The organism is Allobosea eneae, assembly GCF_042657265.1.
In the GTDB taxonomy this organism is placed as follows: domain Bacteria; phylum Pseudomonadota; class Alphaproteobacteria; order Rhizobiales; family Beijerinckiaceae; genus Allobosea; species Allobosea eneae.
This window is the reverse complement of sequence record NZ_JBHSLW010000011.1, coordinates 86,540-111,950: the sequence shown is the minus strand read 5'-3', so window position 1 is coordinate 111,950 and position 25,411 is coordinate 86,540. Positions and strand designations below refer to the sequence as shown.

Below are 25,411 nucleotides of genomic sequence, written 5' to 3'. Positions count from 1 at the left end.
TGTTCCTTACTCAGTCGTCGGCCTGGACGACCGGGAAACGGGCCGTCATCGCCTTGACGATCGGCCCCATGCGTGTACCGAGCGAGCCCTTCACCGTAACGACGTCGCCGGCGCGGACCGCATCGAGCACATGAGGCTCGAGGCTGCTCGCCTGTGCGGCATAAGCGCCGCGGCGGTGCGAAGGCAAGGCGTCGTAGAGGGATCTCATCAGCGGGCCACAGGCGAAAACGAGATCGATGCCGTTGCCGGTGACCGCGTCGGCGAGGCCCTTGTGCAGCTCCGGTGCGGTTTCGCCGAGCTCCAGCATGTCGCCGAGCACGGCGATGCGCCGTCCTCTCCCCGAAACCGGCATCCTCCCGAGATTCTCGATCGCCGCCCGCATCGACGCCGGATTGCCGTTATAGCTCTCATCGATCAGCGTGAACGGGCCGGCGGGCGCGTGTAGCAGCTGCCGAGCGCCGCGGCCCGAGGGCGGCGTCAGGTCGCCGAGCGCCAGCGCGGCCAGCGCAAGATCGGCGCCGAGCGCCTCGGCCGCCGCCAGCACGGCCAGCGAATTGAGGACGATGTGCTTGCCCGGGCTGCCGAGCTTGTAGGTCACCGGTTGTCCGAGAACATTCGCCTCGGCGGTCGAGACATCCGCCTTCAGCGAGCAGCCCAGCAGCCGGACATCCGCCGCCTCGTTCTCGCCAAAGGAGATGACGCGCCCCGCCCCGGCGGCGAGCGCCAATTCGCGCAGCAGGCCGGTCTGGGGGATGTCGGCATTGATGATCGCGGTGCCGCCAGCTTTCAAGCCAGCGAAGATCGCCGCCTTCTCGCGGGCGATCCCCTCCAGCGACTCAAAGGCGGCCAGATGCACCGGCTGGATCGTGGTGATCACGGCGACGTCCGGCCGGACCATCTTCGCCAGCGGCAGGATCTCGCCCGGCGCGTTCATGCCGATCTCGTAGACGCCGTAGCGCACGTCGCGCGGCGTCCGGGTCAGCGTCAGCGGCACGCCCCAATGGTTGTTGTAGGAGGCGACTGGCGCATGCGTCTTGCCCTGGCGCGAGAGCACGAGGCGCAGCGCCTCCTTGGTGCCGGTCTTGCCGACCGAGCCGGTCACGGCGACGACCCTGGCGGAGAGTTCCGCCCGGCGTGCCATGCCGGCCTGTTCCATGCCGCGCAGCACGTCGGGAACGATCGCGAGCGGCGCATCCGCCGGGAAGGCGCCGGCATGCGCCTCGTCGACCACGGCGAGCGCCGCGCCCTTGTCGAGCGCCGCCGCGACGAAGTCATGGCCGTTGCGCGCCTCGCCGGTGATCGCGAAGAAGGCGTCGCCCGGCTCCAGCGTGCGCGTATCGATCGAGGCGCCGGTCACGGCGGCCGGAACAGGCCCTGGCGAACGGGCGCCCATCGCCTCGATCAGGCGCGCGCCGATCCACAGCGGTTCGGTGGTCATCCCCGTCTTCCCCCAGCCAAGGTCGCGATCGCCTCGCGGACAACCTCATGGTCCGAGAAAGGCAGCGTCCGATCGCCGATGATCTGGCCGCTTTCATGGCCTTTTCCGGCAACCACGAGGACATCCCCAGGCTGCAACATCGTGACAGCTGCCATGATCGCCTCGGCGCGGTCGCCGATTTCCTTGAGACGCTCCGGCGCCGCCGCCAGCACCTCGGCGCGGATCGCCGCCGGATCCTCGCTGCGCGGATTGTCGTCTGTGACGATGGCGATGTCGGCGCCATCGGCAGCGATCTTGCCCATCAGCGGCCGCTTGCCGCGATCGCGGTCGCCGCCGCAGCCGAAGACGCAGACCAGCCGGCCGCTGGCATAGGGCCGCAAGGTCTTCAGTACCGCCGCCAGCGCATCGGGCTTGTGGGCGTAGTCGACGACGACGAGCCCGCCATTGTGCTCAGCCACACGATCGAGCCGACCCGGAACCCCCTTGAGGCTGGCGATAGCAGCCACGCTGGCCAGCGGGTCCTCGCCGGTCGCGATCGCGAGCCCGGCGGCGACGAGCGCGTTCCCGGCCATGTAGTCGCCGACCATCGGCAGCACGACCTCGGTCGTGGCGCCATCAACCGCGACCGTCAGGCGCTGCGAGAAGCCCTCGCGAGCCACATCGAGCAGCTTGAGACGATCGCCGCCCCGACCGATGCCGATCACCGGATGCCCGCCAGTTCGTGCGGCCGCCTCAGCCTTGTCCGCAAAGGGCTCGTCGCGATTGATCACCACCGGCGCGACAGCCGGCAGCAGCTCCCAGAGCCGCAGCTTGGCCGAAAGATAGTCTTCGACACTCGGATGGTAGTCGAGATGGTCGCGGCCGAGATTGAGGAAGGCGCCGGCCGCGAGCCTGACGCCGTCGAGCCGGCGCTGGTCGAGCCCGTGCGAGGAGGCTTCGATTGACAGATGCGTGACGCCGTCGCCGGCCAACCGGTCGAGCGACGCATGCAGCGAGAGCGGATCGGGCGTGGTCAGCGAGCCGTAATCGGCCCCGTCTTCGGTGACGATGCCGATGGTGCCAACGCTCGCCGCCTTACGCCCGAGCGCCTTGAAGATCTGGCGGGTGAACTCGGCGACCGAGGATTTCCCACTGGTGCCGGTGACGGCGACGACCGTGCCGGGCTGGCGCGGGTGCAGCTTGGCTGCGGCCAACGCCAGGGCGAGCCGCGGGTCCTCGACCTGCGCATAGGCGATCTCGCCGGGCAGTTCGGCGGGACGCTCCCTGCTCGTGACGATCGCAACCGCGCCACGCTGGACCGCATCGCTGATGAAGCGCGCGCCATCGGCCTTGGAACCGGCGAGCGCGACGAAGGCGTCACCGGCAGACACCTTGCGGCTGTCGAAGGCGAGGCCGTTGACCCGGCGCTCGCCTGCGTCGGCGAAGGCCCCAGGGAAGAGTTGATCGAGGCTGAAGCCGGTGTCAGTCAAAAGCGCATATCCTTGCCGGGCGCGGAAACCCGCGCGTCATTCTCGGGCGAAGCGAAGCGTAGACCCGAGAATCTCATGCAGGATCAAGCTCCCTTCCGTCCAGAGATGCTCGGGTCAAGCCCGAGCATGACGCCCTCCGCCCTATCGCGAGCCCCAAGCCCCGAGCTTAGCCATCAGCGGGAACGGCGACGGCGGCGGCTCGAAGCGCGGCGCCATGCCGAGGATCGGCGCCGCCCGCTCGATCACCTTGCCGGTGGTCTTGCCGGCATTCCAGGCCGCGGTCGAGTAGCCGCCGCTCTCGGCATAGCCCTTGGGCTCGTCATAGATGGCGAGGAAGACATAACGCGGCTTGTCCGAGGGCGCGATCGCCGTGAAGGTGGTGAAGTTTTTGTTCTTGGCGTAGCGGCCGTTGATGACCTTCTCGGCCGTGCCGGTCTTGCCGCCGACGAAGTAGCCGGGGATATTCGCGAAGCGGGCCGAACCCTTCTCGCCGTTGATGCGCATGATGTAGCGCATCGCCTCGGAGGTCTCCGGCTTGATCACGCGGATCGCGTTCTTCTTGGCCTCCTCCTCGGAACGCTTCAGGAAGGTCGGCGTGATCAGGTAGCCGCCATTGACCAGCGCGCCGACAGCCGCCAACGCCTGCAGTGGCGCCACCGCGAGGCCGTGGCCAAAGGCGATGGTCGCCGTGTTGATCTCGCCCCAGCGCCCGGGGACGATCGGCGCGGCGCTCTCCGGCAGCTCGGTCGTCATGCGGTCGAGCTGCATCATCTTCTTCAGGAACGCCTTGTGGCCCTCGACGCCGACCGAGAGCGCCATCTTGATCGAGCCCATGTTCGACGAGTGCAGGAAAACTTCCGGCACCGTCAGGGTGCGGCCGGTGCCGTGATATTCCTTGATGACCTGCCGGCCGAATCGCATCATGCCGCCGGCGGTCGAATAGCTCGAATTGATGTTGGCCTTGCCGGAATCGAGCGCCATCGCGATGGTCAGCGCCTTGAAGGTCGAGCCCATCTCGTAGACGCCGACATTCATCCGGTTTATCCGGTCCTTCTCCAGCGCGTCGACCGGGTTGCCGGGATCGAAATCGGGCAGCGAGACCAGCGCGATCATCTCGCCGGTGTTGACGTCCATGATGGCCCCGGCCGCCGCGATCGCCCGGTATTTCTCAATGCCCTTGACCAGCTCGTCGCGCAGCAGGTGCTGGACGCGCATGTCGATCGAGAGCTGCACCGGCTTGAGGTCGGAGGCCTGCACGGCAAAGCCCGCCCCGTTCAGGTCCTGCAACCCTTGCGAGTCGATGTATTTCTCGATGCCGGCGATGCCGACATTGTCGACATTGGCGAAGCCGAGCACATGCGCCGCGACATTGCCGTTCGGGTAGACGCGCTTGTTCTCCGGCACGAAGCCGACGCCGGGAATGCCGAGCCGGTGGACCTCGGCCTGCTGGCGCGGCGTGATCTCGCGCTTGACCCAGACGAAGCCCTTCTTGGTGCTGAGCTTGTCGCGCAGCTCCTTGGCGTTGAGATCGGGCAGGACCGCGGTGAGCAGCTCGGTCGCCTCGTCCTTGTCGAGGATGTTGCGCGGCTCGGCGAAGACCGAGACGGTGCGGATGTCGGTCGCGAGCTGGATGCCGTTGCGGTCGAGGATGTCGGGGCGCGCCGCCGAGATCGCGTTCGAGGTGGCGCGGCGCAGGCCGACCTGGTCGCCTGGGAAGGCGCCTAGCATCACGAGCCGAGTAAGGATCGCCAGGAACAAGCCGCTGAAGCCGAGGATGACGAGCCCGACGCGCGGTTCGCTCTTCTCGCCGCTCATCCGGAAGACGTCGCGCAGCCAGTCGGTCCGGAAGCGCCATTTACGCTTCACGGCCTCGGGCTTTTCGACCACGGGGGCGATGATCTCGGGCGCGGCGGCTCGGCGGTTGGCCTCCTGGCTCATGGGCGGGCTCCCGGCGTCGTCGCGGTGTTGCTCTTGCGGTCGCGCGGGGTCTCAGTCGGCAGGCCAAGGCCGAGATCCTCGAGCTTGCGGCCGATCGAATCCACCTTGGGACCGCGATTGGGAATGTCGGACAGACGCACGATCTGCGCCGTCGTCAACGGCTGCAGGTCCAGATGCTTGTCTGCCAGCGCCTGTAGCCGCTCGGGGCGATTGAGGAACTGCCATTCGGCCTTCAGCACCGCGATGGCGTCGCGCTCGCGCTGGGCTTTGGCCTTCAGCTTCTGCAGCTGCTCGGCCTGCAGCGTCGTCTCGTATTTGATCGAATAGGCATAGAGCGCCGAGGAGACCAGCGCGCCGATCGCAACGACATGCAAGAGCTTGATCACGCTCAGCTCCTCCGGCGGGTTTGCGGCGCGGGCACGACGGCGAGCCCGACCAGATCAGGATCCGGAGCGCGCGGCGGCGCCTCGGTGCGTTCGGCGGCGCGCAATTTGGCCGAGCGGGCGCGCGGATTGGCCCGCGTCTCGGCCTCGGTGGGCGCGACCGGGCCCTTCGTGACCAGCCTGAAGGTCGCCTGTGGCGCAGCCGTCGCGGGAGCGTGGCGCGAGCCGCCCGGCGCCCTGCCCGAGCGCTCGGCGAAGAACTGCTTGACGATCCGGTCCTCGAGCGAATGGAAGGTGACGACGGAGAGCCGCCCGCCCGGCACGAGCACCGCCTCGGCGCCGTGCAGCGCCCGCACCAGCTCGCAGAGCTCGTCGTTCACCGCGATGCGCAGGGCCTGGAAGGTCCGCGTCGCCGGATGGGCGCCGCCAGGCTCGCCGCGGACGATGCCGGCGACGAGATCGGCGAGCTGCTTGGTCGTGGTGATCGGCGCCTTGCGCCTGGCCTCGACAATCGCCCGCGCCACGGCACGCGAGCGCCGCTCCTCGCCATAGTGGTAGATGATGTTGGCGAGCACGCCCTCATCGGCTTCGTTGACAAGCTCGGCGGCGCTCTGCCCGCCCGCCTCCATGCGCATGTCGAGCGGCCCGTCCAAGCGGAAGGAGAAGCCGCGCTGCGCCTGGTCGAGCTGCATCGAGGAGACGCCGATATCGAGCACGACGCCGTCGAGCGGCGCCATCTTGAAACGCTCGGCCTCTTCGGCCAGCGCGCCGAAGCGGGCCTCGGCCAGGGTCAGCCGCCCGTCCATCGCCGCAACGAGCCCGGCCCCGCCTGTGATGGCGCTTGGATCGCGATCGAGCGCGAGCAGCGTCGCCTTCGGCTCGCGCGCCAGCAAGGCACGTGAATAGCCGCCGGCGCCGAAGGTGCCGTCGAGATAGCGCCCACCGGCCTTCAGCGCGAGCGCATCGAGCGCCTCTTCCATCAGCACCGGGATATGCGGTTCACTGGTCATGCCGGCCTCGCGCCCAGTATGCGCCGGACGTCGCGCAGCTTCGCCCTGGCCTCCTCGAGATGCGCCTTGAAGCGCTCGGGCTCCCAGATCTGGAATTTGTGACCCTGCCCGACGAAGGTGACGGTATCGCCGATGCCGGCATGCGCCTTCAGCGTCTCGCTCAGCATGATCCGCCCTTCCGGATCGACCTTCAACACCTCGGACGTGCCGTTCAGCGCCGTCGAGAGCGACTCCCATTCCTCCGAGAACGGCGAGAAGCGCGACAGTATCTCGTCGATCGTCGCCCGCAGCGCATGGCCGCCGCAGTCGAGACTGAATTGATCGAGCGCGGGATAGAGGTAGAGCCCCTCGTAGCCATCCTTCGCCAGCACGGCCCGGAACGGAGCCGGGATCGAGACCCGCCCCTTGGCATCGAGCCTGTTGGTGAAATGGGAGACGAAGCGGTCCGTCAACGCCGCCTCCGGGTCGGGCTTCCAATCGCGCATCGAGAGCGCGAGACGAACCGGCAGATGCCGGCGATCGATACTCCCGTCGATCCCGACATGGCGGCTCCGTCAGCCAGAATCCGCGCGGCACACGGGCCCTGACTTGGTGCTTGCCTGTCGGTCTCGACGGGATGATTTGGGATAGCATGGGACAATATGGGCGTCAACGGATCCAACGCTGCGGACGCGGGTCTGCCCGAGCCTGTGACCATCACAGCCCGTTAAGGTTAACTATCCGTAAAGACGAGGATTTTCGGCGCACGAACGACGGCGCCCGCCGGTACCCTGATTGGGTCGACAGGCGGGGTTGCGCAGAAATATTTTTGGTGCCGCCCTGCCCGGTCAGAACGCTGTTCGGATTGACACCATCGTCATTCCGGGGCGGCGCATCAGCGCCGAGCCCGGAACCCATGAACTCGACGATGCCGGAGGGCCATCGCGGCTGCCGGAGCGCCCTATTTCTGAGCCTCGTGGTCATGGGTTCCGGGCTCAGCCCTACGGGCTGCCCCGGAATGACGGCCCGAGCTGAACGTTAGATGCACAACGCTCAGTCCTCGACCGCAGCCTGGCGCAGCAGCGCCTCGCGCAGGGCCCGCACATCGCCCAGCAAGCGCCCCGGTGGGACACCGCTGTCTGCGACCGCACATGGCACCGGATTGGGCGCATTGCCCGCCTTCCCGCGCAGGGCATGACCGGCCTCGCTCAGCTCGACCAGCACCTGCCGCTCGTCCTCGCGGCCGCGCTTGCGCAGGATCAGGCCGTTGCCTTCCAGGCGCTTCAGCAGCGGCGTCAGCGTACCGGAATCGAGCATGAGCCGCTCGCCGATCGCCTTGACGCTCTGGCCGTCCTGCTCCCAAAGCACCAGCATGACCAGATATTGCGGGTAGGTCAGCCCGAGCTCGGCCAGGAACGGCCGATAGGCCCGGTTGAAGGCATGGGCAGCCGAATAGACCGCAAAGCAGATCTGCTCGTCGAGCCCGCGCACCGCTGTCGCCTTCGCGTCCTTCGTCATCGCCTTGCCGCTTATCGCCCGCATCATCGTTCCTTGCACAGGCAGACAGATCCGATCGGATTGGAACAACCCTCCCAGGAAACAGTCTCACTTGCGATGGAACCAAGATACTCGCACTTCGAGCCGAACACCGCCCCGTTCACGGAAATGTGAATTGCAGACAATTCAATTGTGCACAATCTAATTCACATCGACCTCGGCGGCTGGACCGCCAGACAAGGAGAGCTGTCATGAAGATCCTCTATACCGCTCATGGTTCCGCCACCGGCGGCCGCGAAGGCCAGGCTGCGACCGACACCGGCAACGTCAAGCTCGTGCTGAACACGCCCAAGGAGCTTGGCGGCGGCGGCGGCGACGGCACCAATCCCGAGCAGCTCTTCGCCATGGGCTATTCCGCCTGCTTCCTCGGCGCGCTGAAATTCGCCGCCGGCAAGGAAGGCGTGAAGATCCCGGATGACGCCCGCGTCAGCGCCGATGTCGGCATCGGCCCGCGCGACGACGGCAAGGGTTTCGGCATCGCCGCCAAGCTGACGATCTCGGCGCCCGGCATCGACAAGGCCAAGCTCGAGGACCTCGTCCAGAAGGCCCATATCGTCTGCCCCTATTCGGACGCGACCCGGGGCAATATCGACGTCGAGCTGACGGTTGCGGCCTGACCCCGCGCCACCCATCTCAGCCTCACGGCCGGACCTCCCTCCGGCCGTGAGACGATTTGGCCTGCCTTCCGGCGGGCCTCGTTTCCGGAAGCGTCAACCTCAAAGCCTCTGGAACATCCCATGATCGATCGCCGCCATTTCCTCGCCGCGACCGCCGCAGCCGCGCTCGCACCGGCACTGCCCGCTTCGGCCCGCGCGCCTCAGACCGGCACCCAGGTGCCGGGCATCTATCGCCGCAAGCTCGGCGATCTCGAGATCACCGCGATCCTCGACGGCTACGTCCCGCTCGGCGCCAAATCCTTCAGCAGCGCCGATCCGGCCACGATCGGCCAGCTCATCGCTGCCGCCGGCCTCGACGAGAGCCTGCCGACCTCGGTCAACGCCTTCGTCGTCAACAGCAAGGACCGGACCTATCTCGTGGACACCGGCTCCGGCGCCTGGAACGGCATGGGCGACACGATGGGCCGCGCCGAGACCAATCTGCGCGCCGCCGGGATCGAGCCGGCGCAGATCGACGCGATCATCCTGACCCACGCCCATCCCGATCATCACGAAGGCCTGCTGACAGCGCAGAAGACAGCCCGCTTCGCCAATGCCGAGCTGATCATCCACGAGGCCGAACACGCCTTCTGGCACGATGACGGCATCCTCAGCCAGGCGCCGGCCGAAGCGAAGCCGTTCTTCGCCTCGGCTCGCGGCGCGCTCGCGCCCTATGCCGCCCGCACCCGCAAGGTGAAGGCCGGCGAAGTCGCCCCCGGCCTGACCCTGGAGCACGCCCCCGGCCATACGCCCGGCCACAGCATCCTGCGGCTCTCCTCCGGGAGCCAGCAGCTCCTGCTCGTCGGCGACAGCATCCACAATGTCGTGCTGCAGACCGCCCGGCCCGAGATCACCTTCACCTTCGACGCCGATACGCAGCAGGCCGTCGCCTCGCGCCGGCGCGTGCTCGACATGGCGGCGGCCGACAGGCTGGTGTTCAGCGGCGCCCATATCCCCTTCCCCGGCTTCGGACGGGTGAGCAAGGACGGCAACGGCTATCGCTTCGCCACGGCGGAGTGGAGCTACACACTCTGAGTAGCGAAAGGGCCGGGATCGCTCCCGGCCCTTTTCGTATCGATGAGGGATGCCAGCCGGCCTGTAAGCCGGGTTCTGGATGGCCGGAGGATCGCTCCCCCGACGTGACGGCCATTCCTCTGGGACGCGCATCGCTGCGCGCCTCGAGCAACCAACCCGGACGACTGGACCTGGAAACCGGCCCCTCCTCCCTTGCGGGCGAGCATCGTCCCTATTCGGTTTTGCTCCCGGTGGGGCTTGCCATGCCGTCCCCGTTGCCGGGTCCGCGGTGCGCTCTTACCGCACCTTTTCACCCTTACCGCACGCCGAGGCGCGCGGCGGTTCGATCTCTGTGGCGCTTTCCCTGGGGTCGCCCCCGCCGGACGTTATCCGGCACCGTGTTTCCGTGGAGCCCGGACTTTCCTCCCCCGCGAGCGGGAGCGGCCGTCCGGCCGACTGGCGGCGCCGATGTGCGCCTTCGGGCCCGAGCCGTCAAGCTCAGTTGCTGGCCTGGTTCGCACCGGTGATGGTACGGACCTTGGCGCAATAGGTGCGGTTGGCGCCGCTCATGCGGGTCGCCATGTGGCCGCTCTGATACTTCATCACGGTGCGGCAGGTGTCGCCGCCGGCGAGCTTGTAGGCCTGGCCGAGATATTTCATGGCATAGCGGGCATTGGTATCGGCATCGAGCAGGCCGGCGGCACCGCCATTGTAGCCGACGCCGCGCGCCGTCTGGTGGCGGATCTGCATCAGCCCGTAATTGCCGGCATTGGCCGCGCGCGGATTGTAGCGGCTCTCGATGCGCACCACGGCATCGGCCAGCGCGAACGGCACGCCATTGGCGGCGGCGTGACGGGCGACGAGCTGGCGCAGCCCGTCCGAGCCGGCCGGCGCGGCGAGCGGTGTACGTTCGTTCCGGCTCGTCCGGCTGGTCTTGGCCCGGCCCTTGCTGTCGCCCTTGGCTTCGGCCGTCTCGGCTGCCTTCTCCGAATCCTGACCCTGCTCGGCAGCGGCGGCCTGGCGCCTGATTTCAGCTTCTCGCACGATGAAGGCGCGGGCGTCGGTCTCGGCGTTCACCTGGGCGGAAGCGGGTTGAAGAAAGGCCAGGCAAATCGCGAAGGCGGCGCAGCCGCTACCGGAGATGTTCATCATGCTGGAAGAGCCTCATCTATCTGTTGCAGCGCAAAACAGGGCGGCGAAATGATAGATGAATGTGACGACAATCTGGCTGATACGAGCTAAATTCGTTCGAACTTAGCAGAAGAGTGATTACTTTAGCCTCGTTTCGATAGAAGTAATCATCATGTATTGAACGTCGGAACGATTCATCCTCGGCGGCGTTGACGCAGTCATGGCATCGGGCCAAATCATCGCCGCAATGCCACCGCAATTGCCGGTCGCAATGCAAGAAAGTCGGCTCGTGCCGAAGCGATGCCGCTAGGTACGACCCGAGAAGGGGGAGCAAGATGAAGAAGTTGATCGCAATGACGGCTGTCGCGCTGGCGCTCGGCGCCTGCACGCCGCATGAGGAGCGCGTCGGTGGTGGCGCCGTACTCGGTGCGGCCACCGGCGCCGTCATCGGTGGACTCGCCACTGGCCGTGCGGGCGGCGCGCTCGCTGGAGCCGCGATCGGCGGCGTGGGTGGCGCCATCGTCGGCTCGGCGACCTCGCCCTACCGCCGCGGCGGCTATTATTATGACGACGGCTACTATGGCGGTTGCCCCTATGGCTACTACCGCGACTACTACGGTCGTCTCTATTGCCGCTGAACCGCGCGCATTCTACGCAGGAGCCGCGGCCGATCCGGCCGTGGCTGGATGAGCGATGACATCGTCTTTCTGGGGGGTTTTGGGCGGAGGCGGCCTCGGCTTCGCTCTGGGCGGGCCGCTCGGCGCGCTCGTCGGCGCGCTGGCAGGCCACGTCCTGATCGATCGCGAGGGCGCGCTCTTCGGCCCCGCCCCCAAGCAATTGATCTTCACAACCGGCCTCGTCGCGCTCGCCGCCAAGATGGCGCGCGCAGACGGGGTGGTGACGCGCGACGAGATCGCCGCCTTCGAGCGCATCGTCGAGGTGCCGGAGGAGCAGAAGGCGCAGGTCGAGCGCCTGTTCGACCTCGCCAAGCAGACCAGCGCCGGCTTTGAGGCCTATGCCCAGCAGATCGCCGAGAGCTTCCGCGACGAACCGGCCCTGCTGGAGGACGTGCTCGATGGCCTCTTCCTGATCGCAGCCGCCGATGGCGCGGTCCATGAGCGCGAGCACGCCTATCTGCGCGATGTCGCGACGATCTTCAGCATCGACGAGGCCGGCTTCGCCCGTATCGAAGCCCGCCACTTACGCCGCCGCGACGATCCTTATCTCGTCCTCGGCGCCAATCGCGAGATGAGCGATGGCGAGCTGAAACAGCTTCATCGCCGCCTCGTGCTCGAAAACCATCCCGATCGCGAGATCGCCCGCGGTCTGCCCGAGGAAGCGGTCTGCATCGCGACACGCCGCCTCGCCGCCATCAACGCTGCCTGGGACGCGATCGAGAAGGAACGCGGCATCGGCCGCAGGGAGCCCGAACCGGCGTGAGCCTCACACTCGCCACCGACAGCCGCTTCGCCGCCAAGGTCTTCCCATCGCCCAACCATGGCGAGCGCAAGTTCCGCGACGGCTCGACCGGTCGACGTCCCGATACGCTGATCCTGCACTATACCGGCATGCCCGATGCCGGAGAGGCGCTGCAATGGCTCTGCAACCCGGCCTCGCAGGTCTCCTCGCATTATTTCGTCTTCGAGAACGGCCACACCCTCCAGCTCGTGCCCGAGGAGCGCCGCGCCTGGCATGCCGGCGCCTCGCACTGGGCCGGCGAGACCGATCTCAACTCGGCCTCGATCGGCATCGAGATCGCCAATCCCGGCCACCCCGCCGGCCTGCCCGACTTTCCCGAGGCGCAGATCGTCGCGACGCTGAACCTCTGCCGCGACATCTGTGAGCGCTGGCGGATCCCGCCCGAGCGCGTCCTCGCCCATTCCGACATCGCGCCGGGCCGCAAGATCGATCCCGGCGAGAAATTCCCCTGGCGCCGTTTCGCCGAGGGCGGCGTCGGCCTCTGGATCGAACCGGCGCCGATCAAGGGCGGCCGCTTCTTTGCGCGCGGCGATGCCGGCCCCCCGGTCGAGGCGTTGCAGGCGATGTTCGCCATGCTCGGCTACGGCGTTGCGGTCGACGGCACCTATGACGAGCGCTTCGAGGCGGTGGTCGCCGCCTTCCAGCGCCATTGGCGGCCGGAGAAGGTCGACGGCGTCGCCGATGGCTCGACCATCACCACGCTGCGCGACCTGCTGGCGCTGACGCAGAACGCGCGGACGGGCTGACCCGCAGCTCCCTCAGCCCTCATCCTGAGGAGCAGCCGAAGGCTGCGTCTCGAAGGATGCTCCAGCTGGTTCCAGAGCCTCCTGGAACATCCTTCGAGACGCGGACTGACGTCCGCTCCTCAGGATGAGGGCTGCAGTTGAACTCTCTCAACGCGCCCGGCAAGCTTTCCGCAACATTGCAGCGAGTTAACTCGTCTCGCCCGCCTGAATCTGGCATGATGCGCGGCATTGAAGGGCTGGCATTTCCCCGGCTCGGAGGGTGAACGGACGTGCGTCTCTGGGCAATCGGTGCGGTGATCGGCGCAGGCGCGCTGGCGGCCGGCTATTTCGCGCTGCGGCCCACCGGCGGCGCCGCCAACGACACACCCTACCGCACCGCCGCGATCGATCGCGGCCGGATCACCGCCTCCGTCCGCGCCACCGGCACGCTGACTCCGATGACCACCGTCGTGGTCGGCTCGCAGCTCTCCGGCCAGATCGTCGAGATCCTCGCCGACTATAATTCGCAGGTGAAGGCCGGCCAGGTCGTCGCCCGCCTCAACAGCGACCAGATCAAGACAAGGCGCGATGCCGCCGCGGCCGATGTGCAGCAGGCCAGGGCCGATCTCGTCGTCAAGCGCGCCCAGCTCGACCGGGCCAAGGTGGCGCGGACCAAGGCGAACTCGACCGTCAACGACCTCGAAGCCCAGCGCGACCGCACCCGCGCCCAGCTGGCCGACGCCAAGCGCACTTTCGATCGCCAGAACGAGTTGTTCGCACGCGGTGCCGGCGCCCAGCAAGCCCTCGACAGCGCCCGCACCCAGGTCGAGATCCAGACCGCGACCCTCGCCTCGAACGAAGCCCAGATCGCCTCGCTCAAGGCCGAGATCGGCGGGCTCGACGCCGACATCGCTTTGGCGGAAGGACAGGTTCAGTCCGGCGAGGCGCTGATCGCCCAGCGCGACGCCAAGCTGAAGGATATCCTGATCGATCTCGAACGCACCGAGATCCGCTCGCCGGTCGACGGCGTCGTCGTCCAGCGCCAGGTCGATCTCGGCCAGACGGTCGCCGCCTCGCTCTCGGCCCCCGTCCTGTTCCAGATCGCGCAGGACCTGCGCACCATCGACATCTACGCCAATATCGACGAGGCCGATGTCGGCCGGCTCAAGGTCGATCAGGACGTGTCGTTCAGCGTCAACGCCTATCCGAACCGCACCTTCCAGGGGAAGGTGCAGATGGTCCGCCTCGGCGCCCAGACCATCCAGAACGTCGTCACCTATACCGGCGTCGTCCGCGTCGCGAATCGTGACCTCGCATTGCTGCCGGGCATGACCGCCAATCTCCAGATCGTGACCGATGACCGGCAGGACGTGCTGCGCGTGCCCAATGCGGCGCTGCGCTTCCGCCCGCTGGGGGGGCCGACCGCCCTGCCCTCCGCCGCGCCGGCCGAGACCGCGCAAGCGGGACGCGGCGGAGGTGGCGGCCGTGCTGCGGGCGCGCTGCGCGAGCGCATCGAGGAGGAGGTGCAGCCGACGCCGGAACAGAAGCAGGCGATCGCCGCGATCATGTCGGAGCAGCGCGCCGCCGGCCGCCAGGCCATGGCCGGCCTCTCCGAGGAGGAGCGCCGCAGCGCCTTCCGCGCCGCGCGCACCGAACTGCGCGCCAAGATCGCCGCCGTGCTCGATCCCGAGCGCCGGGCCAAGTTCGAAGCGCTGATGCAGGAGGGCCGCCCGGCGGCTCAGAGCGAGGTCACGCCGGGCCGCGTCTACGTGCTCGACGGCGAGGGCCAGCCAAAGGCGGTCGCGGTCCGGCTCGGCCCGAGCGACGGCGCCTTCACGCAGGTCCTGCCGGCTGACGGCATCGCCGAGGGCAGCGAGGTCGTGATCGGCGGCGGCCCGCGCAACGCCGAGGCCGCCCCTGCCAGCCGCGGCCCGGCCCCGCGCGGCCCGCGCCTGTTCTGAGGCAGCCGCCATGCCCCTGATCGAGGTGCGCGATCTCTCCCGGGTCTACGATCTCGACTCCGGCCGCGTCACCGCGCTCGGCGGAGTCTCGCTCGACATCGAGGCCGGCGATCTCGTCGCGGTGATGGGTCCGTCCGGCTCGGGCAAATCGACCTTCATGAACCTGGTCGGCTGCCTCGACCGGCCGACCGGCGGGCATTACCGGCTCGACGGCGTCGCGGTCGAGACCCTGTCGGGCGACGGTCTCGCAGAGCTCCGCAACCGCAAGCTCGGCTTCGTCTTCCAGCAGTTCAACCTGCTGCCGCGCGTCGACGCCTGCGCCAATGTCGAACTGCCGATGGTCTATGCCGGACTCGACGGCAAGTCGCGGCGCGAGCGGGCGCTCGCCGCCCTCGCCCGTGTCGGCCTGGGTGACCGCGCCCATCACCGGCCGATGCAGCTCTCCGGCGGCCAGCAGCAGCGCGTCGCCATCGCCCGCGCGCTGGTCAACCAGCCGCGGCTGCTCCTCGCCGACGAGCCGACCGGTGCGCTCGACAGCCGCACGGCGCTGGAAATCCTGGCGCTGTTCCAGGACCTTAACCGCGAAGGCGTCACCGTCGTGCTGGTGACGCATGATGCCGAGGTCGCGCGCCATGCCCGCCGGGTGGTGCGCTTCCGCGACGGCCATGTCATCGCCGACGTCAGACAGGAGCCGGCCGACGCCCGCCTCGCCCTCGCCGCGCACGATACCGCCGCCCCCATGCCGGAGGCCGCCGAATGAGCCTGCTCGAAGCGATCCGCTCGGCCCTCTCCGCGATCGGCGCCAATGCGCTGCGCTCGGCGCTGACCATGCTCGGCATCATCATCGGCGTCGCCGCGGTCATCGCGATGGTCGCGATCGGCTCGGGCGCCCGCGAGCGCGTCGACAGCCAGATCAAGTCGCTCGGCGCCAATCTCGCCATCATCCAGGCCGGCAACGTCACGCAGGGCGGCGTAAGGCTGGGAGCCGGCGCCTCCTCGACCCTGACCGACGAGGACGCCAAGGCCGTCGCGGCCGAGGTCGAGGACGTCGTCGCTTCCGCCTCGGTGATCACCACGCGGGCCCAGGCCGTCTATGCCGGCACCAACTGGTCGACGACGATCACCGCGACCGACCTCGATTTCTTCACCGCCCGCGAATGGGGCTTGGCGGAAGGCCGCCTGTTCGAGCCGGAGGAGCTGCGCCGCGGCGAGATCGTCGCCATAATCGGCCAGACCGTGGCGAGGAACCTGTTCGGCGACAGCGACCCGCTCGGCCAGATGTTCCGCATCCGCAACGTGCCGTTCAAGGTCATCGGCGTGATGGCCGGCAAGGGCCAGTCGGCGCTCGGGCAGGACCAGGACGACGTCATCTTCGTGCCGCTCGACACCGGCCGGCGCCGCATCGTCGGGCGCAACTACGCCCGCGACCGCTCGGTCCAGACCATCATGGTCAAGTTCGCCAGCGAGCAGGCGATCAATCCCGGCATCGAGCAGACGCGCGCCCTGCTGCGCCAGCGCCACCGCCTGACCGAGGATCAGGAGGACGACTTCATCGTCCGCAACCTCACCGAGATCGCCAACACCGCGACCGCCGCCGCCAGCACCCTGTCCTGGCTGCTTGCCGCCGTCGCCGGCGTTTCGCTGCTGGTCGGCGGCATCGGCATCATGAACATCATGCTGGTCTCGGTGACCGAGCGTACCCGTGAGATCGGCCTGCGCCTTGCCGTCGGCGCCCGCCAGCGCGACGTGCTCTCGCAGTTCCTGATCGAGGCGACGACGCTGGCGACCATCGGCGGCGCGGTCGGCATCGCGCTCGGCGTCGGTGCCGCGACCGCGATCGCGCGCTTCGCCGGCTGGCCCTTCGTGATCTCGCCGCAGACGATCCTGGTCGCGGTCGGCGTCTCCGGCCTGATCGGCGTGTTCTTCGGCTTCTACCCCGCGCGGCAGGCCGCCAGGCTCGACCCGATCGAGGCGCTCCGGCGCGAGTGAGCTGCAGCTACGGGAAGCCTTCGTTAACGCTTGCGAAACTAGCTTCGAACGACCGCGTGAGTCGTGCGGTGCGAGGCCTTCAGCTGATGCCGCTTTCCGACGCCGAAGCCAGACGCCTCTATGACCAGGCTGCGCTGATGGCTGGCATCGGCGCCTGGGAATGCCGGCTCGCCGGCAATCAGTTGAGCTGGACCGACGGCATCTACGATCTGTTCGGCCTGGCGCGCGGCTCCGCCATCCACCGCCCCTCGATCGTCGACCTCTATCATGACGAGTCCCGCGCCGAGATGGAGCGGCTGCGTCACCGCTTGATCGCCAGCGGCCAGGGCTTCGTCATGGACGCCCGTATCCGCACTGCTGCCGGCGTCGAGCGCTGGATGCGCCTGTCCGCCGCCGTCACCCATGAGCATGGCCGGCCAGTCCGCATCCACGGCGCCAAGCAGGACATCACCGGCGAGAAGGATATGTGGCTGGGGCTGCGCCGCCTCGCCTATAGCGATCCGCTCACCGGTCTCGCCAATCGCCGCGCTTTCGAGCTGCAGCTTTCCGATCTGCGCCGCCACACCGGCGATTCCTGCGCGCTCGGCCTGCTCGCCATCGTCGATCTCGACAATCTGAAGCCGATCAACGACCGCTTCGGCCACGCCGCCGGCGACGAATGCCTGCGCCAGCTCGCCATGCGGCTGGAGACTTCGCTGAGCGACGCCGCGATCATCGCCCGCATCGGCGGCGACGAATTCGGCCTGCTGCTCTGTTCCGCCGCCGGCCGCCCATATCTGCTGCACCGTTTGGACCAAGCGCAGAAGGCGCTCGCCCGCCCGGTCACCTGGCGCGACTCGAAGATCGAGGTCAGCGCCTCGATCGGCGCGACCATCCTCAGGCCCGGCCTGCTGCATGACCCGGAACGGCGCTTCGCCGAGGCAGATTCGGCGCTCTATGTCGCCAAGGCTGCCGGCCGCAACTGCCTGCGCCTGTTCGGCGATCCCGTGGAGGTCGCGGGCGACGTCGCGATGGTCAGCGCCGGCACCGTGCACGTGGTCTGAGAAGAGCTGACTGGAGCGCCCCGCCGGCCGCTGGCGATCAATTGTCGACCAGGATCCGCCGCAGCCTTGCTGCCATTTGAGCGACGAAAGAGATTTCGTCCGCGGACGCCATGTGATCGCGAGCATGGATCAATGCCGGGCGCACGGCTTCGATCGACTTGCCGAAGCGAGCCATCCATGGGTAGCGAGGCACCATCCAGAAATTGAAATGGTGCTTGGTATCCTCGTTATAGAAGTAATAGACGGAATCTATACCGACAGCGCTCTGGGCTCGCCTGATCTTCTGGATAAGCGGCAGAAATTCCTGGGCCTCGCCACCATCCATCTCGACAAAAGACTTGATGTGGCGCCTGGAGGCGACGATCACGAGCCCTGGGACGGGATAAGCGACATCCTGGTGAGCATGAAAGTGATCCGTTTCGCAGAGCGGCCCGCCAGTGACCTCCTTCCTGCCAGAGACGATTTCACAGCTTAGACAGATCACGCCCATACCGTGCCCATACCAGTTTTGGTATGCGCAGGCACGTCCCCACCCTCCACCTCACAAAAAAGCGCGCCTCTGTCGGAACCCTGCTTACTGCTTCGTCCTTGAGACGACAGGCCGCCATCCGGTCTGATGACGCAAGCAAGGAGCACGGCGATGAAGGTCACCCAGAACCTCTGGTTCGACAAGGACATGGATGCGGCGATCAGCCTCTACACCTCGCTGATCCCAGACTCGGCTCTGGAATGGACCAGCGCCCTGCCGGCGGAATCCCCGAGCGGACCGGCCGGCAGCGTTAAGATCGCCGCCTTCACCATCGGCGGCCAGCGCTACCAGGCCTTCGAGGCCTGGCGCTCCGACGCCTTCAACCACACCTTCTCGATCTTCGTGGAATGCGAGACGCAGGCCGAGATCGACCGCCTTTGGGAGGCGCTCGGCGAGGGCGGCAAGTTCGAGCAGTGCGGCTGGCTCAAGGATCGCTGGGGCCTGTCCTGGCAGATCGTACCCAAGCGCCTGGGCGAGCTCACTCGCGATCCCGACCGCGCCAAGGCCGGGCGCGTCGCCGAGGCGATGCTGAAGATGGTCAAGCTCGACATCGCCGGCCTGGAAGCCGCGGCGAAGGGCTGATCCCAAATCTCTCAGGCCGCCTGGGCCCGTGCCTTCAGCTTGGCGCCGACCTCGGCGATCGCCAGGATCGCCGGAACATAGGCCTGCCCGAGCTCAGTCAGCGCGTATTCGGTCGAGGGCGGCGTGGTCGGCGCCACCTTGCGCTGGACGACGCCCTTCTCCTCCAGCGCGCGCAGCCGCGCGCTCAGCATCTTGGCGGAGATCGCCGGGATGTCGCGCCTGAGTTCGCCGAAGCGGCGCGGCCCACCTGACAGGAACCAGATCACGTTCGGCGTCCAGGCGCCGCCGAGCACCTGCATGCAGGCGCCGACATTGCAGGTCTCGGGCTGCGCCGCGGCCCGGTTCTTCCTGAGTTTCAAGGCCATTGCGCGCTGTCCTCCGGTTACCGGGAGGATACCGGAAAACGCAGTTACAACAAGTTACCCCGTATACAGAGGTAACTGCTTGCGCCTAGCTCTCCGCTATCGTCAACGCGGATGAGGACACCGCCGTGAAGCTCTACTACGCCCCGGGCGCCTGCTCGCTCTCGCCCCATATCGCCCTGCGCGAGGCCGGCCTGCCCGTCACATTGGAAAAGGTCGATCTCGTCGCCGGCAAGACCGAGACCGGCACCGATTATGCCGCCGTCAATCCGAAGGGCTATGTCCCGGCGCTGCAGTTCGAGGATGGCAGCGTCCTGACCGAAGGCGCGGTCATCGCCCGCTACATCGCCGATCTCGCCCCCGATACCGATCTGGCGCCGAAGCCGGGCAGCTTCGAGCGCGTCAGGCTCGAAGAGCTCATGAACTTCATCGGCAGCGAGCTCCATAAGGCCTACACCCCGCTCTTCCTCCCCGACACCAGCGAAGACGGCAAAGCGGCGGCACGCACCCGCATCGCCAGGAAGCTCGCCCATATTGAAAGCATACTCGCCGACGGCCGCGACTACCTGCTCGGCGAGCGCTTCAGCGTCGCCGACGGCTACCTCTTCACCATCGTCAACTGGTCGGAGAGCCGCGGCGTGCCGCTCGACGCCTTCCCGAAGCTGCGCGCCTTCATGGCGCGGATCGGCGCCCGCGCCAGCGTACAGGAGGCGATGCGCGCCGAGGGCCTGCTGCAATGAGCGCCGATCCGCGCTTCGCCGAACTCGTCGCCGCGCTCGGCGATTATTTCGACGGACTTCATCACAGCGATGCCGACAAGCTCGGCCAGCTCTTCCACCCGCAGGCGATCTATGCCTGCGCGACCGAAGGGCGCCTGACCCATCTCACCATGACGGAGTACCTTCCCATGGTGGCGAAACGGCCTTCGCCCGCAAGCCGCGGCGAGCCCCGCCGCGACCGCATCGTCTCGATCGAATTCGCCGGACCGGTCACGGCGCTGGCCCGCGTCGAATGTGCGATCGGCGCAAAGCGCTTCACCGACCTTCTGAGCTTCATCAAGCTCGACGGGCACTGGCGCCTGATCGCCAAGGTCTTCCATTTCGACCTCGACGAGGCAGCGGCCTGAGCGGCTGAAAAGCGCGGCCGTCGGCGCGTATCGACGCCGACGGCCGACCATTGAAACGGTTCATCGCAATTGTGACGCATAGTCACCCGGCTGTCGCACGACCTGCCTAGGAGTCCGTTAGCCAGGTGGGGAAACCGGCACGGAGCAGCGCGCGTGTCCATCGCAGGACCTGCGTGCCGACGATCGCCGTGACGCCTCGACCCGACCCGGCCGCAGATGAGTCCGCGCACCCTTGTCGGAGTCGAGAGCATGCAAGTCGACATTTTCACGCAGGTCATCGTGCCTGTGATCGGTGGTCTGGGCATCTTCATGCTCGGCCTCGAATTCATGAGCAATGGCATTCAGAATCTCGCCGTCAACAAGATGCGGGCCCTGCTCGCCAAGATCGCCGGCACCCCGGTCAAGGGCGTCATGGCCGGCACCTTCATCACCGGCGTGATCCAGTCCTCGACCGCGATGACCGTCATGGTCGTCGGCCTCGTCAATGCCGGCGTCATCGGCCTTCGCCCCGCCATCTCGGTGATCATGGGCGCCAATATCGGCACGACGCTCGGCAACGGCCTGATCGCGCTGCCGCTTGGCCCGCTCGGCCTGCTGCTCGCCGGCATCTTCGCGCTGGTCCACATCTTCGCCAAGACCGACAAGGTGAAGAACATCGCGCTGGCCTGCATGGGCTTCGCGCTGATCTTCTACGGCCTCAACCTGATGACCGGCGGCCTGCGTCCGCTGCGCTCCATGCCGGAAGTCATGAGCGTCATCTCCTCGCTCAAGGCCGACACCTATCTCAACCTGATCTACTGCGTGCTGATCGCCGCCGGCATCACCGCGATGATCCACTCCTCCTCGGCGACGATCGGCATCGTCATGGGCCTCGGCGCCGCCGGCATCCTCGACTGGAAGACCGCCGTCGCCTTCTCGCTCGGCGCCGACCTCGGCACCACCATCACCTCGTGGATGGCCTCGCTCAACCTGTCGAAGAACGCCAAGCGCGCGGCCTACGCCCACATATCCTTCAACATCATCGGCGTCGCCATCACGATACCGCTTTTCTTCGTCTCCATGGACATCCTGACCTGGGCGATGCAGTGGTTCGGCGGCAATCCCGGCATCCCGGTCATCAAGGACGGCAAGGAGACCTTCCCGCTCGTTCCCGTCGCGATCGGCCTCTACTCGACCTTCTTCAACATCTTCAACACCGTCCTGCTCTTCCCCTTCGTCGGCGTGTTCGAACGGGTCCTGTCCCGTGTCGGCGCCTCGTCGGTCGACGACATCGAGGATTATTCGACACCGCGCTTCCTCGCCAAGGCGACCGACCACGCCCATGCCGTCGCCAACATTCAGCAGGAGATGGGCCGCTATCTCCAGGCCTCGCAGCTCTTCCTCGACATCGCCCGCGACAAGCCGGACGCGCCGCAGAAGAGCGAGGAGCACTACGCCGCGATCGATGTCCTCAACCGTGACATCCGCGCCTACACCTCCGGCATGTTCACGCCCGAGATGCCCTATGCCCGCGCCGACCTGGTCGCGAGCCTGATCGAGGAAGAGGACTTCACCGCCAGCCTCGGCGAGACCCTCTACCAGATCGCCCGCCGCATCGAGCGCCAGCCCTTCGGCCAGCCGGGTCGCGAGATCGTCGACAGCATCGTCGACCAGGTTGCCGAGGCGATGCGCGCCATCGTCCCGGCCGGCCAGGATGCGCCGATCGTCTTCGCGCAGGCCGAGCCGCGCATCGCTGCGCTGTCGGCGGTCCGCGAGCGCTGCCTGCGCCTCGGCGCCGAGCTGCCCTGGGTCGAGCGCGGCGCGATCCTGGCGCTGCTCGGCTCGGCCGAACGCGCCTTCTTCCTGATCGAGCGCATCGACGAGGAGCGCCGCTCGGTCTCGCGCGTCGTGCCGGTGACGGAAACCAGCACGCAGACCCGCGAAGCCGGCGATTTCGGCGCCGCTGCCGTGCCGGCCTGAACAGGCTGACATCGCCAGACTTGTGGACAGGCCGCCTCCGGGCGGCCTGTCTGCTTTTGTCCCTACAATTTTATCGTCATCGCGCGCGAAACGAGGCTTTCCGCAATGGCGGTGCAATCCGCGAAGTGTCGCCTGTCCGGCGCAAAGCGCGGCGATCGATGGCTACGAGGACGACGACGATGACTTTGAGGGCAATTCTCCTGCTGGCGCCCGCTCTGGCGCTCCAGACCACGGCTGTGCCGGCCAAGGACGGCCTGAGCTGGGGCGTCCGCCAGGATGCCGACGGCATCGTCGTCGCCTATGAGGTGCCGCAGACCGACGATCAGCGGCTGTTCTTCTCCTGCGACTTCGCCAGCAAGAGCCTGACCGTGCGGGTGCCCTTCTTTAAGGAAGGCATGAAGGACAATGCCGCCACCACCGCCAAGCTGTCCTCGAGCGGCGGCCAGGCCGATCTTCCGATGAAGCTGATCAGCGACGAGATGGGCAATCATTTCGAGGCGACGACGACGCTGACACCCGCGCTGCAGGCGGTGCTGCGCAAGGGCCAGAGCCTGACCCTGCGCGTCGAGGGCGAAACCCAGAGCTTCCCGCTCGCCGGCGGCCAGAAGGGCTTTGCCGTGATGGCGCAGCGCTGCGGCGGCTGAGCCATGTCCAAGTAAAGCGCGGGGAGCCCCTTTCCCGTAAGGAGAGGGGCCGGGGTGAGGTGTTCGGACTGGAAACGTTGGCGTGAACCTCACCGCGCGGTCGGGCCTCGCGGAGCTGGTCAGGCAGCCTACACCTCACCCTGCCCTCTCCTTCCAGGAGAGGGTTCCCCGCGCCTCCCCTTCACGGCGCCAATGGGGTCATCTGGGCGTGGCGGCGCGGAAGCCATGGCTCTTCGCAGCCCACGCAACCGCGAAGGTGGCGATCAGTAGCGCCGCCAGCACCCAGGGGAACGGGGCAACGCCGAACCCGCTCAGCAGCAATCCGCCGAGGATGCCGCCGCCTGCGATGGCGAGATTCCATGTGGTCACCAGCATCGACTGCGCGACATCCGCCGCATGGCCCGCCGCCTTGGCGGAGGCGGTCTGGAACAGCGTCCCTGCGCCGCCGAAGGCTAGCCCCCAGATGGCGACCGCACCGTAGATCACGGCGGGCATCGTCCCTGCGAGCCCGAGCGCCAGGGCCGAGAAGCCGAACAGCGCGACGCTTGCCAGGACCAGCTCGCGGAGCAAACGATCGATCAAGGCGCCGGTGATCCAGATGCCGAGCAGCGAGGCGAGGCCGAAGACCAGCAGCACGACATCGGTCCGCTCCTTAAGGCCGGGCGGCTCGAGGAAGGGCGCGATATAGGTGTAGAGTGTGTTGTGGGCGAGCACATAGGCGAAGACCACGAACAGGACCGGCCGCACGCCCGGCAGCGTGAAGACCGCCTTCAGCCCGAACTCCTGACCCCGCTTCTGGCCGGGGAAATCCGGCACCTTGGCCAGAACCCAGAAGACGAGCAGCACAGTCAGCCCGCTCATTACGCCGAAGGTCCAGCGCCAGCCCAGCAGCGTGCCGAGGAAGGTTCCCGTCGGAATGCCGAGCGAAAGGGCGAGCGGCGCGCCGACCATGGCGATCGCGATGGCACGCCCCTGCAGATGGTCTGGCACCATGCGCGCGGCATAGCCGGCCGCCAGCGCCCAGAGCAGCCCCGCGCTCATGCCGGCGACGAAACGGGCGACCAGCGTGACGGCATAGCTCTCGGAGATGGCCGTCACCGTGTTGACGACCGCGAAACCGCCAATGGCGATCAGCAGCAGCGTGCGCCTCCGCCAGCTCTGCGTCGCGATCGTCAGGGGGATGGCGGAGACGAGCGAGCCGACCGCATAGGCGGTGACGAGCTGGCCGATGAGGGCCTCAGATTGTCCGAGGCTCTGCGCCATCTGCGGCAGGAGGCCCGAAGGCAGGATTTCGGTGAGGAGCGTGATGAAGGCCGCCATGGCGAGCGCCAGCAGGCCGCCCAAGGGCAGCCTCGCCTCGCTCGTGCCGGCCGAGATCGTATCTGTCGCTGATGTCATGGCTATAGCGCCTTCGAAGATGGGTCGGCGCTTGAGGTACCTGGTTCCCAATGGACGAAAAACAGGACACAACTCATGACACTTTGGATATTTCCGTCATGACTGGGTGACCGCCGCATGGATAGTCTCGGAGCGCTCTTCGCCTTTGTGCATGCGGCCGAGGCCGATGGCTTCACCGAGGCCGGCCGCAAGCTCGGCATCTCCGCCTCAGCCGTCAGCAAGGCGGTGGCGCGCCTGGAGGATCGGCTCGGCGCCAGGCTGTTCCACCGCTCGACCCGCAGCGTAACGCTGACGCCGGAGGGCGCGATGTTCCTCGAACGCTGCCGGCGCATCCTCTGCGAATACGAAGCGGCCGAGCTGGAGCTCTCGCGCAGCCGGGCGAAGCCGCAGGGCAAGCTGCGCGTCAGCCTGCCATCGATGAGCATGATCCCGATGGCCAAGCTCGCCGCCTTCAAGCGGCGCCATCCCGAGATCGAGCTCGATCTGGACGCCACCGACCGGCTGGTCGACGTCATCGGCGAAGGCTTCGACGTGGTGCTCCGTACCGGCGAGCATGCCGATTCCCGGTTGATGACCCGCACTCTCGGCCATTTCCGCCAGGCGCTCGTCGGCTCACCGGACTATTTCCGCACGATGGGCAAACCGGAGACGCCGGAGGACCTCGCCCGGCACGCCTGTCTCGTCTACCGCTTCGCCAATACCGGCAAGCTCCACCAATGGCCCTTGTCCAGAAGCGGCGAGCCGGCGCAGCCGGAGATCCAGCCCAGCGTGGTGACGAACTCGCTCGAAGCGCAGATCGGCCTCGCCGAAAGCGGGCTCGGCATCGCCTGCGTTCCCGACCTATCTGTTGCCGAGCACCTGCGACGCGGCTCGCTCGTCCGCATCCTCGAGAACTATGTCGAGGCGCAGACCAAGCTCAGCGTGATGTGGCCGGCGAGCCGCTACGCCTCCCCGAAATTGCGGGCCTTCGTCGATTTCGCGGCGGAGGAATTCCTGGCCGCATGACAGCGCCTCGCCGCGTTCGCAGCAAGGCCGCCGA

Annotated in this window: 26 protein-coding genes and 1 other RNA gene; 15 read left to right on the top strand and 12 right to left on the bottom strand. The window is 67.5% G+C overall.

The genetic code is table 11. The features are described from left to right. Positions 1-10: 10 nt before the first annotated feature. The 7 genes from ACFPOB_RS10530 to ACFPOB_RS10500 all read right to left on the bottom strand — a co-directional run bounded on the left by ACFPOB_RS10530 (position 11) and on the right by ACFPOB_RS10500 (position 7,759). Positions 11-1,438 carry a UDP-N-acetylmuramoylalanyl-D-glutamyl-2,6-diaminopimelate--D-alanyl-D-alanine ligase gene (locus ACFPOB_RS10530; RefSeq protein WP_377798137.1) on the bottom strand — a complete coding sequence of 476 codons (1,428 nt, stop codon included), beginning with the start codon at positions 1,436-1,438 and terminating at the stop codon, positions 11-13. Beyond that, a complete protein-coding gene (locus ACFPOB_RS10525; RefSeq protein WP_377798135.1) occupies positions 1,435-2,907 on the bottom strand; it encodes a UDP-N-acetylmuramoyl-L-alanyl-D-glutamate--2,6-diaminopimelate ligase in 1,473 nt (490 codons plus the stop codon). The genes ACFPOB_RS10530 and ACFPOB_RS10525 overlap by 4 nt, the downstream gene beginning before the upstream one ends. A gap of 141 nt (positions 2,908-3,048) precedes the next feature. Further along, positions 3,049-4,845: a peptidoglycan D,D-transpeptidase FtsI family protein gene (locus tag ACFPOB_RS10520; RefSeq protein ID WP_377798134.1), complete on the bottom strand. Its 1,797-nt coding sequence runs from the start codon at positions 4,843-4,845 to the stop codon at positions 3,049-3,051. Continuing rightward, a complete protein-coding gene (ftsL, locus tag ACFPOB_RS10515) occupies positions 4,842-5,231 on the bottom strand; it encodes a cell division protein FtsL (protein WP_092160854.1) in 390 nt (129 codons plus the stop codon). Before ftsL ends, ACFPOB_RS10520 begins: the two co-directional genes overlap by 4 nt. Before the next feature lie 2 nt (positions 5,232-5,233). Continuing rightward, on the bottom strand, positions 5,234-6,238 hold the full coding sequence (gene rsmH, locus ACFPOB_RS10510; protein WP_377798133.1) for a 16S rRNA (cytosine(1402)-N(4))-methyltransferase RsmH: 1,005 nt from the start codon (positions 6,236-6,238) through the stop codon (positions 5,234-5,236). Further along, positions 6,235-6,723 (bottom strand): division/cell wall cluster transcriptional repressor MraZ, encoded by a 489-nt coding sequence (locus tag ACFPOB_RS10505; RefSeq protein WP_377798132.1) that lies wholly within the window; start codon positions 6,721-6,723, stop codon positions 6,235-6,237. Before ACFPOB_RS10505 ends, rsmH begins: the two co-directional genes overlap by 4 nt. A 547-nt stretch (positions 6,724-7,270) precedes the next feature. Beyond that, positions 7,271-7,759 (bottom strand): MarR family winged helix-turn-helix transcriptional regulator, encoded by a 489-nt coding sequence (locus ACFPOB_RS10500; RefSeq protein WP_377798130.1) that lies wholly within the window; start codon positions 7,757-7,759, stop codon positions 7,271-7,273. A gap of 206 nt (positions 7,760-7,965) precedes the next feature. On the opposite strand from ACFPOB_RS10500, the gene ACFPOB_RS10495 reads away from it, so the two are divergent. Then, complete coding sequence (locus tag ACFPOB_RS10495) at positions 7,966-8,391, top strand: organic hydroperoxide resistance protein (RefSeq protein WP_377798128.1); 426 nt, start codon at positions 7,966-7,968, stop codon at positions 8,389-8,391. Between the two features lie 120 nt (positions 8,392-8,511). Next, complete coding sequence (locus ACFPOB_RS10490; protein WP_377798127.1) at positions 8,512-9,465, top strand: MBL fold metallo-hydrolase; 954 nt, start codon at positions 8,512-8,514, stop codon at positions 9,463-9,465. Between the two features lie 48 nt (positions 9,466-9,513). Here ACFPOB_RS10490 and rnpB read toward each other — a convergent pair. Both rnpB and ACFPOB_RS10480 read right to left on the bottom strand, forming a co-directional pair. After that, positions 9,514-9,904: RNase P RNA component class A (gene rnpB, locus ACFPOB_RS10485), an RNA gene on the bottom strand. Positions 9,905-9,942: 38 nt separating this feature from the next. Next, complete coding sequence (locus ACFPOB_RS10480) at positions 9,943-10,596, bottom strand: lytic transglycosylase domain-containing protein (RefSeq protein WP_377798125.1); 654 nt, start codon at positions 10,594-10,596, stop codon at positions 9,943-9,945. Between the two features lie 314 nt (positions 10,597-10,910). On the opposite strand from ACFPOB_RS10480, the gene ACFPOB_RS10475 reads away from it, so the two are divergent. From ACFPOB_RS10475 to ACFPOB_RS10445, 7 genes are all read left to right on the top strand, one after another. Beyond that, positions 10,911-11,213, top strand: a complete 303-nt coding sequence (locus ACFPOB_RS10475; protein WP_377798123.1) for a glycine zipper domain-containing protein — start codon at positions 10,911-10,913, stop codon at positions 11,211-11,213. A gap of 55 nt (positions 11,214-11,268) precedes the next feature. Continuing rightward, complete coding sequence (locus ACFPOB_RS10470) at positions 11,269-12,015, top strand: TerB family tellurite resistance protein (protein WP_377798121.1); 747 nt, start codon at positions 11,269-11,271, stop codon at positions 12,013-12,015. After that, positions 12,012-12,800: an N-acetylmuramoyl-L-alanine amidase gene (locus tag ACFPOB_RS10465; RefSeq protein WP_377798119.1), complete on the top strand. Its 789-nt coding sequence runs from the start codon at positions 12,012-12,014 to the stop codon at positions 12,798-12,800. Before ACFPOB_RS10470 ends, ACFPOB_RS10465 begins: the two co-directional genes overlap by 4 nt. Before the next feature lie 269 nt (positions 12,801-13,069). Next, complete coding sequence (locus ACFPOB_RS10460) at positions 13,070-14,740, top strand: efflux RND transporter periplasmic adaptor subunit (protein ID WP_377798117.1); 1,671 nt, start codon at positions 13,070-13,072, stop codon at positions 14,738-14,740. 10 nt (positions 14,741-14,750) lie between these two features. Beyond that, positions 14,751-15,500, top strand: coding sequence for an ABC transporter ATP-binding protein (locus ACFPOB_RS10455; RefSeq protein WP_377798115.1), 750 nt, complete (start codon positions 14,751-14,753; stop codon positions 15,498-15,500). Continuing rightward, positions 15,497-16,729 carry an ABC transporter permease gene (locus ACFPOB_RS10450; protein ID WP_377798113.1) on the top strand — a complete coding sequence of 411 codons (1,233 nt, stop codon included), beginning with the start codon at positions 15,497-15,499 and terminating at the stop codon, positions 16,727-16,729. The genes ACFPOB_RS10455 and ACFPOB_RS10450 overlap by 4 nt, the downstream gene beginning before the upstream one ends. An 86-nt stretch (positions 16,730-16,815) precedes the next feature. After that, positions 16,816-17,772 (top strand): diguanylate cyclase domain-containing protein, encoded by a 957-nt coding sequence (locus ACFPOB_RS10445; protein ID WP_377798111.1) that lies wholly within the window; start codon positions 16,816-16,818, stop codon positions 17,770-17,772. Between the two features lie 37 nt (positions 17,773-17,809). On the opposite strand, the gene ACFPOB_RS10440 is transcribed toward ACFPOB_RS10445, so the two are convergent. Next, positions 17,810-18,262, bottom strand: a complete 453-nt coding sequence (locus tag ACFPOB_RS10440; RefSeq protein ID WP_377798109.1) for an HIT family protein — start codon at positions 18,260-18,262, stop codon at positions 17,810-17,812. 150 nt (positions 18,263-18,412) lie between these two features. On the opposite strand from ACFPOB_RS10440, the gene ACFPOB_RS10435 reads away from it, so the two are divergent. Then, positions 18,413-18,883, top strand: coding sequence for a VOC family protein (locus ACFPOB_RS10435; protein WP_377798107.1), 471 nt, complete (start codon positions 18,413-18,415; stop codon positions 18,881-18,883). 11 nt (positions 18,884-18,894) lie between these two features. On the opposite strand, the gene ACFPOB_RS10430 is transcribed toward ACFPOB_RS10435, so the two are convergent. Continuing rightward, complete coding sequence (locus ACFPOB_RS10430) at positions 18,895-19,248, bottom strand: winged helix-turn-helix transcriptional regulator (protein ID WP_377798105.1); 354 nt, start codon at positions 19,246-19,248, stop codon at positions 18,895-18,897. Between the two features lie 125 nt (positions 19,249-19,373). Here ACFPOB_RS10430 and gstA point away from each other — a divergent pair, with 125 nt between their 5' ends. The 4 genes from gstA to ACFPOB_RS10410 all read left to right on the top strand — a co-directional run bounded on the left by gstA (position 19,374) and on the right by ACFPOB_RS10410 (position 22,974). Beyond that, the gene (gene gstA, locus ACFPOB_RS10425; RefSeq protein ID WP_377798104.1) at positions 19,374-19,985 is read left to right on the top strand and encodes a glutathione transferase GstA; all 612 of its coding nucleotides are present in this window, start codon (positions 19,374-19,376) and stop codon (positions 19,983-19,985) included. Beyond that, on the top strand, positions 19,982-20,371 hold the full coding sequence (locus ACFPOB_RS10420; RefSeq protein WP_377798102.1) for a nuclear transport factor 2 family protein: 390 nt from the start codon (positions 19,982-19,984) through the stop codon (positions 20,369-20,371). The genes gstA and ACFPOB_RS10420 overlap by 4 nt, the downstream gene beginning before the upstream one ends. A 249-nt stretch (positions 20,372-20,620) precedes the next feature. Then, on the top strand, positions 20,621-22,330 hold the full coding sequence (locus tag ACFPOB_RS10415) for a Na/Pi cotransporter family protein (RefSeq protein WP_377798100.1): 1,710 nt from the start codon (positions 20,621-20,623) through the stop codon (positions 22,328-22,330). A gap of 179 nt (positions 22,331-22,509) precedes the next feature. Further along, positions 22,510-22,974 (top strand): hypothetical protein, encoded by a 465-nt coding sequence (locus ACFPOB_RS10410; RefSeq protein WP_377798098.1) that lies wholly within the window; start codon positions 22,510-22,512, stop codon positions 22,972-22,974. A 198-nt stretch (positions 22,975-23,172) separates the two neighbouring features. On the opposite strand, the gene ACFPOB_RS10405 is transcribed toward ACFPOB_RS10410, so the two are convergent. Continuing rightward, positions 23,173-24,372 carry an MFS transporter gene (locus ACFPOB_RS10405; protein ID WP_377798097.1) on the bottom strand — a complete coding sequence of 400 codons (1,200 nt, stop codon included), beginning with the start codon at positions 24,370-24,372 and terminating at the stop codon, positions 23,173-23,175. A 117-nt stretch (positions 24,373-24,489) separates the two neighbouring features. On the opposite strand from ACFPOB_RS10405, the gene ACFPOB_RS10400 reads away from it, so the two are divergent. Next, a complete protein-coding gene (locus ACFPOB_RS10400; protein ID WP_377798095.1) occupies positions 24,490-25,377 on the top strand; it encodes a LysR family transcriptional regulator in 888 nt (295 codons plus the stop codon). Positions 25,378-25,411: the final 34 nt, after the last annotated feature.

Excerpts from the sequence above, each read along its gene's own strand:
- ACFPOB_RS10530 (WP_377798137.1), bottom strand. The coding sequence starts at position 1,438 with ATGACCACCGAACCGCTGTGGATCGGCGCGCGCCTGATCGAGGCGATG.
- ACFPOB_RS10520 (WP_377798134.1), bottom strand. The coding sequence starts at position 4,845 with ATGAGCCAGGAGGCCAACCGCCGAGCCGCCGCGCCCGAGATCATCGCC.
- rsmH (WP_377798133.1), bottom strand. The coding sequence starts at position 6,238 with ATGACCAGTGAACCGCATATCCCGGTGCTGATGGAAGAGGCGCTCGAT.
- ACFPOB_RS10505 (WP_377798132.1), bottom strand. The coding sequence starts at position 6,723 with ATGCGCGATTGGAAGCCCGACCCGGAGGCGGCGTTGACGGACCGCTTC.
- ACFPOB_RS10500 (WP_377798130.1), bottom strand. The coding sequence starts at position 7,759 with ATGCGGGCGATAAGCGGCAAGGCGATGACGAAGGACGCGAAGGCGACA.
- ACFPOB_RS10495 (WP_377798128.1), top strand. The coding sequence starts at position 7,966 with ATGAAGATCCTCTATACCGCTCATGGTTCCGCCACCGGCGGCCGCGAA.
- ACFPOB_RS10490 (WP_377798127.1), top strand. The coding sequence starts at position 8,512 with ATGATCGATCGCCGCCATTTCCTCGCCGCGACCGCCGCAGCCGCGCTC.
- ACFPOB_RS10480 (WP_377798125.1), bottom strand. The coding sequence starts at position 10,596 with ATGATGAACATCTCCGGTAGCGGCTGCGCCGCCTTCGCGATTTGCCTG.
- ACFPOB_RS10475 (WP_377798123.1), top strand. The coding sequence starts at position 10,911 with ATGAAGAAGTTGATCGCAATGACGGCTGTCGCGCTGGCGCTCGGCGCC.
- ACFPOB_RS10470 (WP_377798121.1), top strand. The coding sequence starts at position 11,269 with ATGACATCGTCTTTCTGGGGGGTTTTGGGCGGAGGCGGCCTCGGCTTC.
- ACFPOB_RS10455 (WP_377798115.1), top strand. The coding sequence starts at position 14,751 with ATGCCCCTGATCGAGGTGCGCGATCTCTCCCGGGTCTACGATCTCGAC.
- ACFPOB_RS10450 (WP_377798113.1), top strand. The coding sequence starts at position 15,497 with ATGAGCCTGCTCGAAGCGATCCGCTCGGCCCTCTCCGCGATCGGCGCC.
- ACFPOB_RS10445 (WP_377798111.1), top strand. The coding sequence starts at position 16,816 with ATGCCGCTTTCCGACGCCGAAGCCAGACGCCTCTATGACCAGGCTGCG.
- ACFPOB_RS10440 (WP_377798109.1), bottom strand. The coding sequence starts at position 18,262 with ATGGGCGTGATCTGTCTAAGCTGTGAAATCGTCTCTGGCAGGAAGGAG.
- ACFPOB_RS10435 (WP_377798107.1), top strand. The coding sequence starts at position 18,413 with ATGAAGGTCACCCAGAACCTCTGGTTCGACAAGGACATGGATGCGGCG.
- ACFPOB_RS10430 (WP_377798105.1), bottom strand. The coding sequence starts at position 19,248 with ATGGCCTTGAAACTCAGGAAGAACCGGGCCGCGGCGCAGCCCGAGACC.
- ACFPOB_RS10420 (WP_377798102.1), top strand. The coding sequence starts at position 19,982 with ATGAGCGCCGATCCGCGCTTCGCCGAACTCGTCGCCGCGCTCGGCGAT.
- ACFPOB_RS10415 (WP_377798100.1), top strand. The coding sequence starts at position 20,621 with ATGCAAGTCGACATTTTCACGCAGGTCATCGTGCCTGTGATCGGTGGT.
- ACFPOB_RS10410 (WP_377798098.1), top strand. The coding sequence starts at position 22,510 with ATGACTTTGAGGGCAATTCTCCTGCTGGCGCCCGCTCTGGCGCTCCAG.
- ACFPOB_RS10405 (WP_377798097.1), bottom strand. The coding sequence starts at position 24,372 with ATGACATCAGCGACAGATACGATCTCGGCCGGCACGAGCGAGGCGAGG.
- ACFPOB_RS10400 (WP_377798095.1), top strand. The coding sequence starts at position 24,490 with ATGGATAGTCTCGGAGCGCTCTTCGCCTTTGTGCATGCGGCCGAGGCC.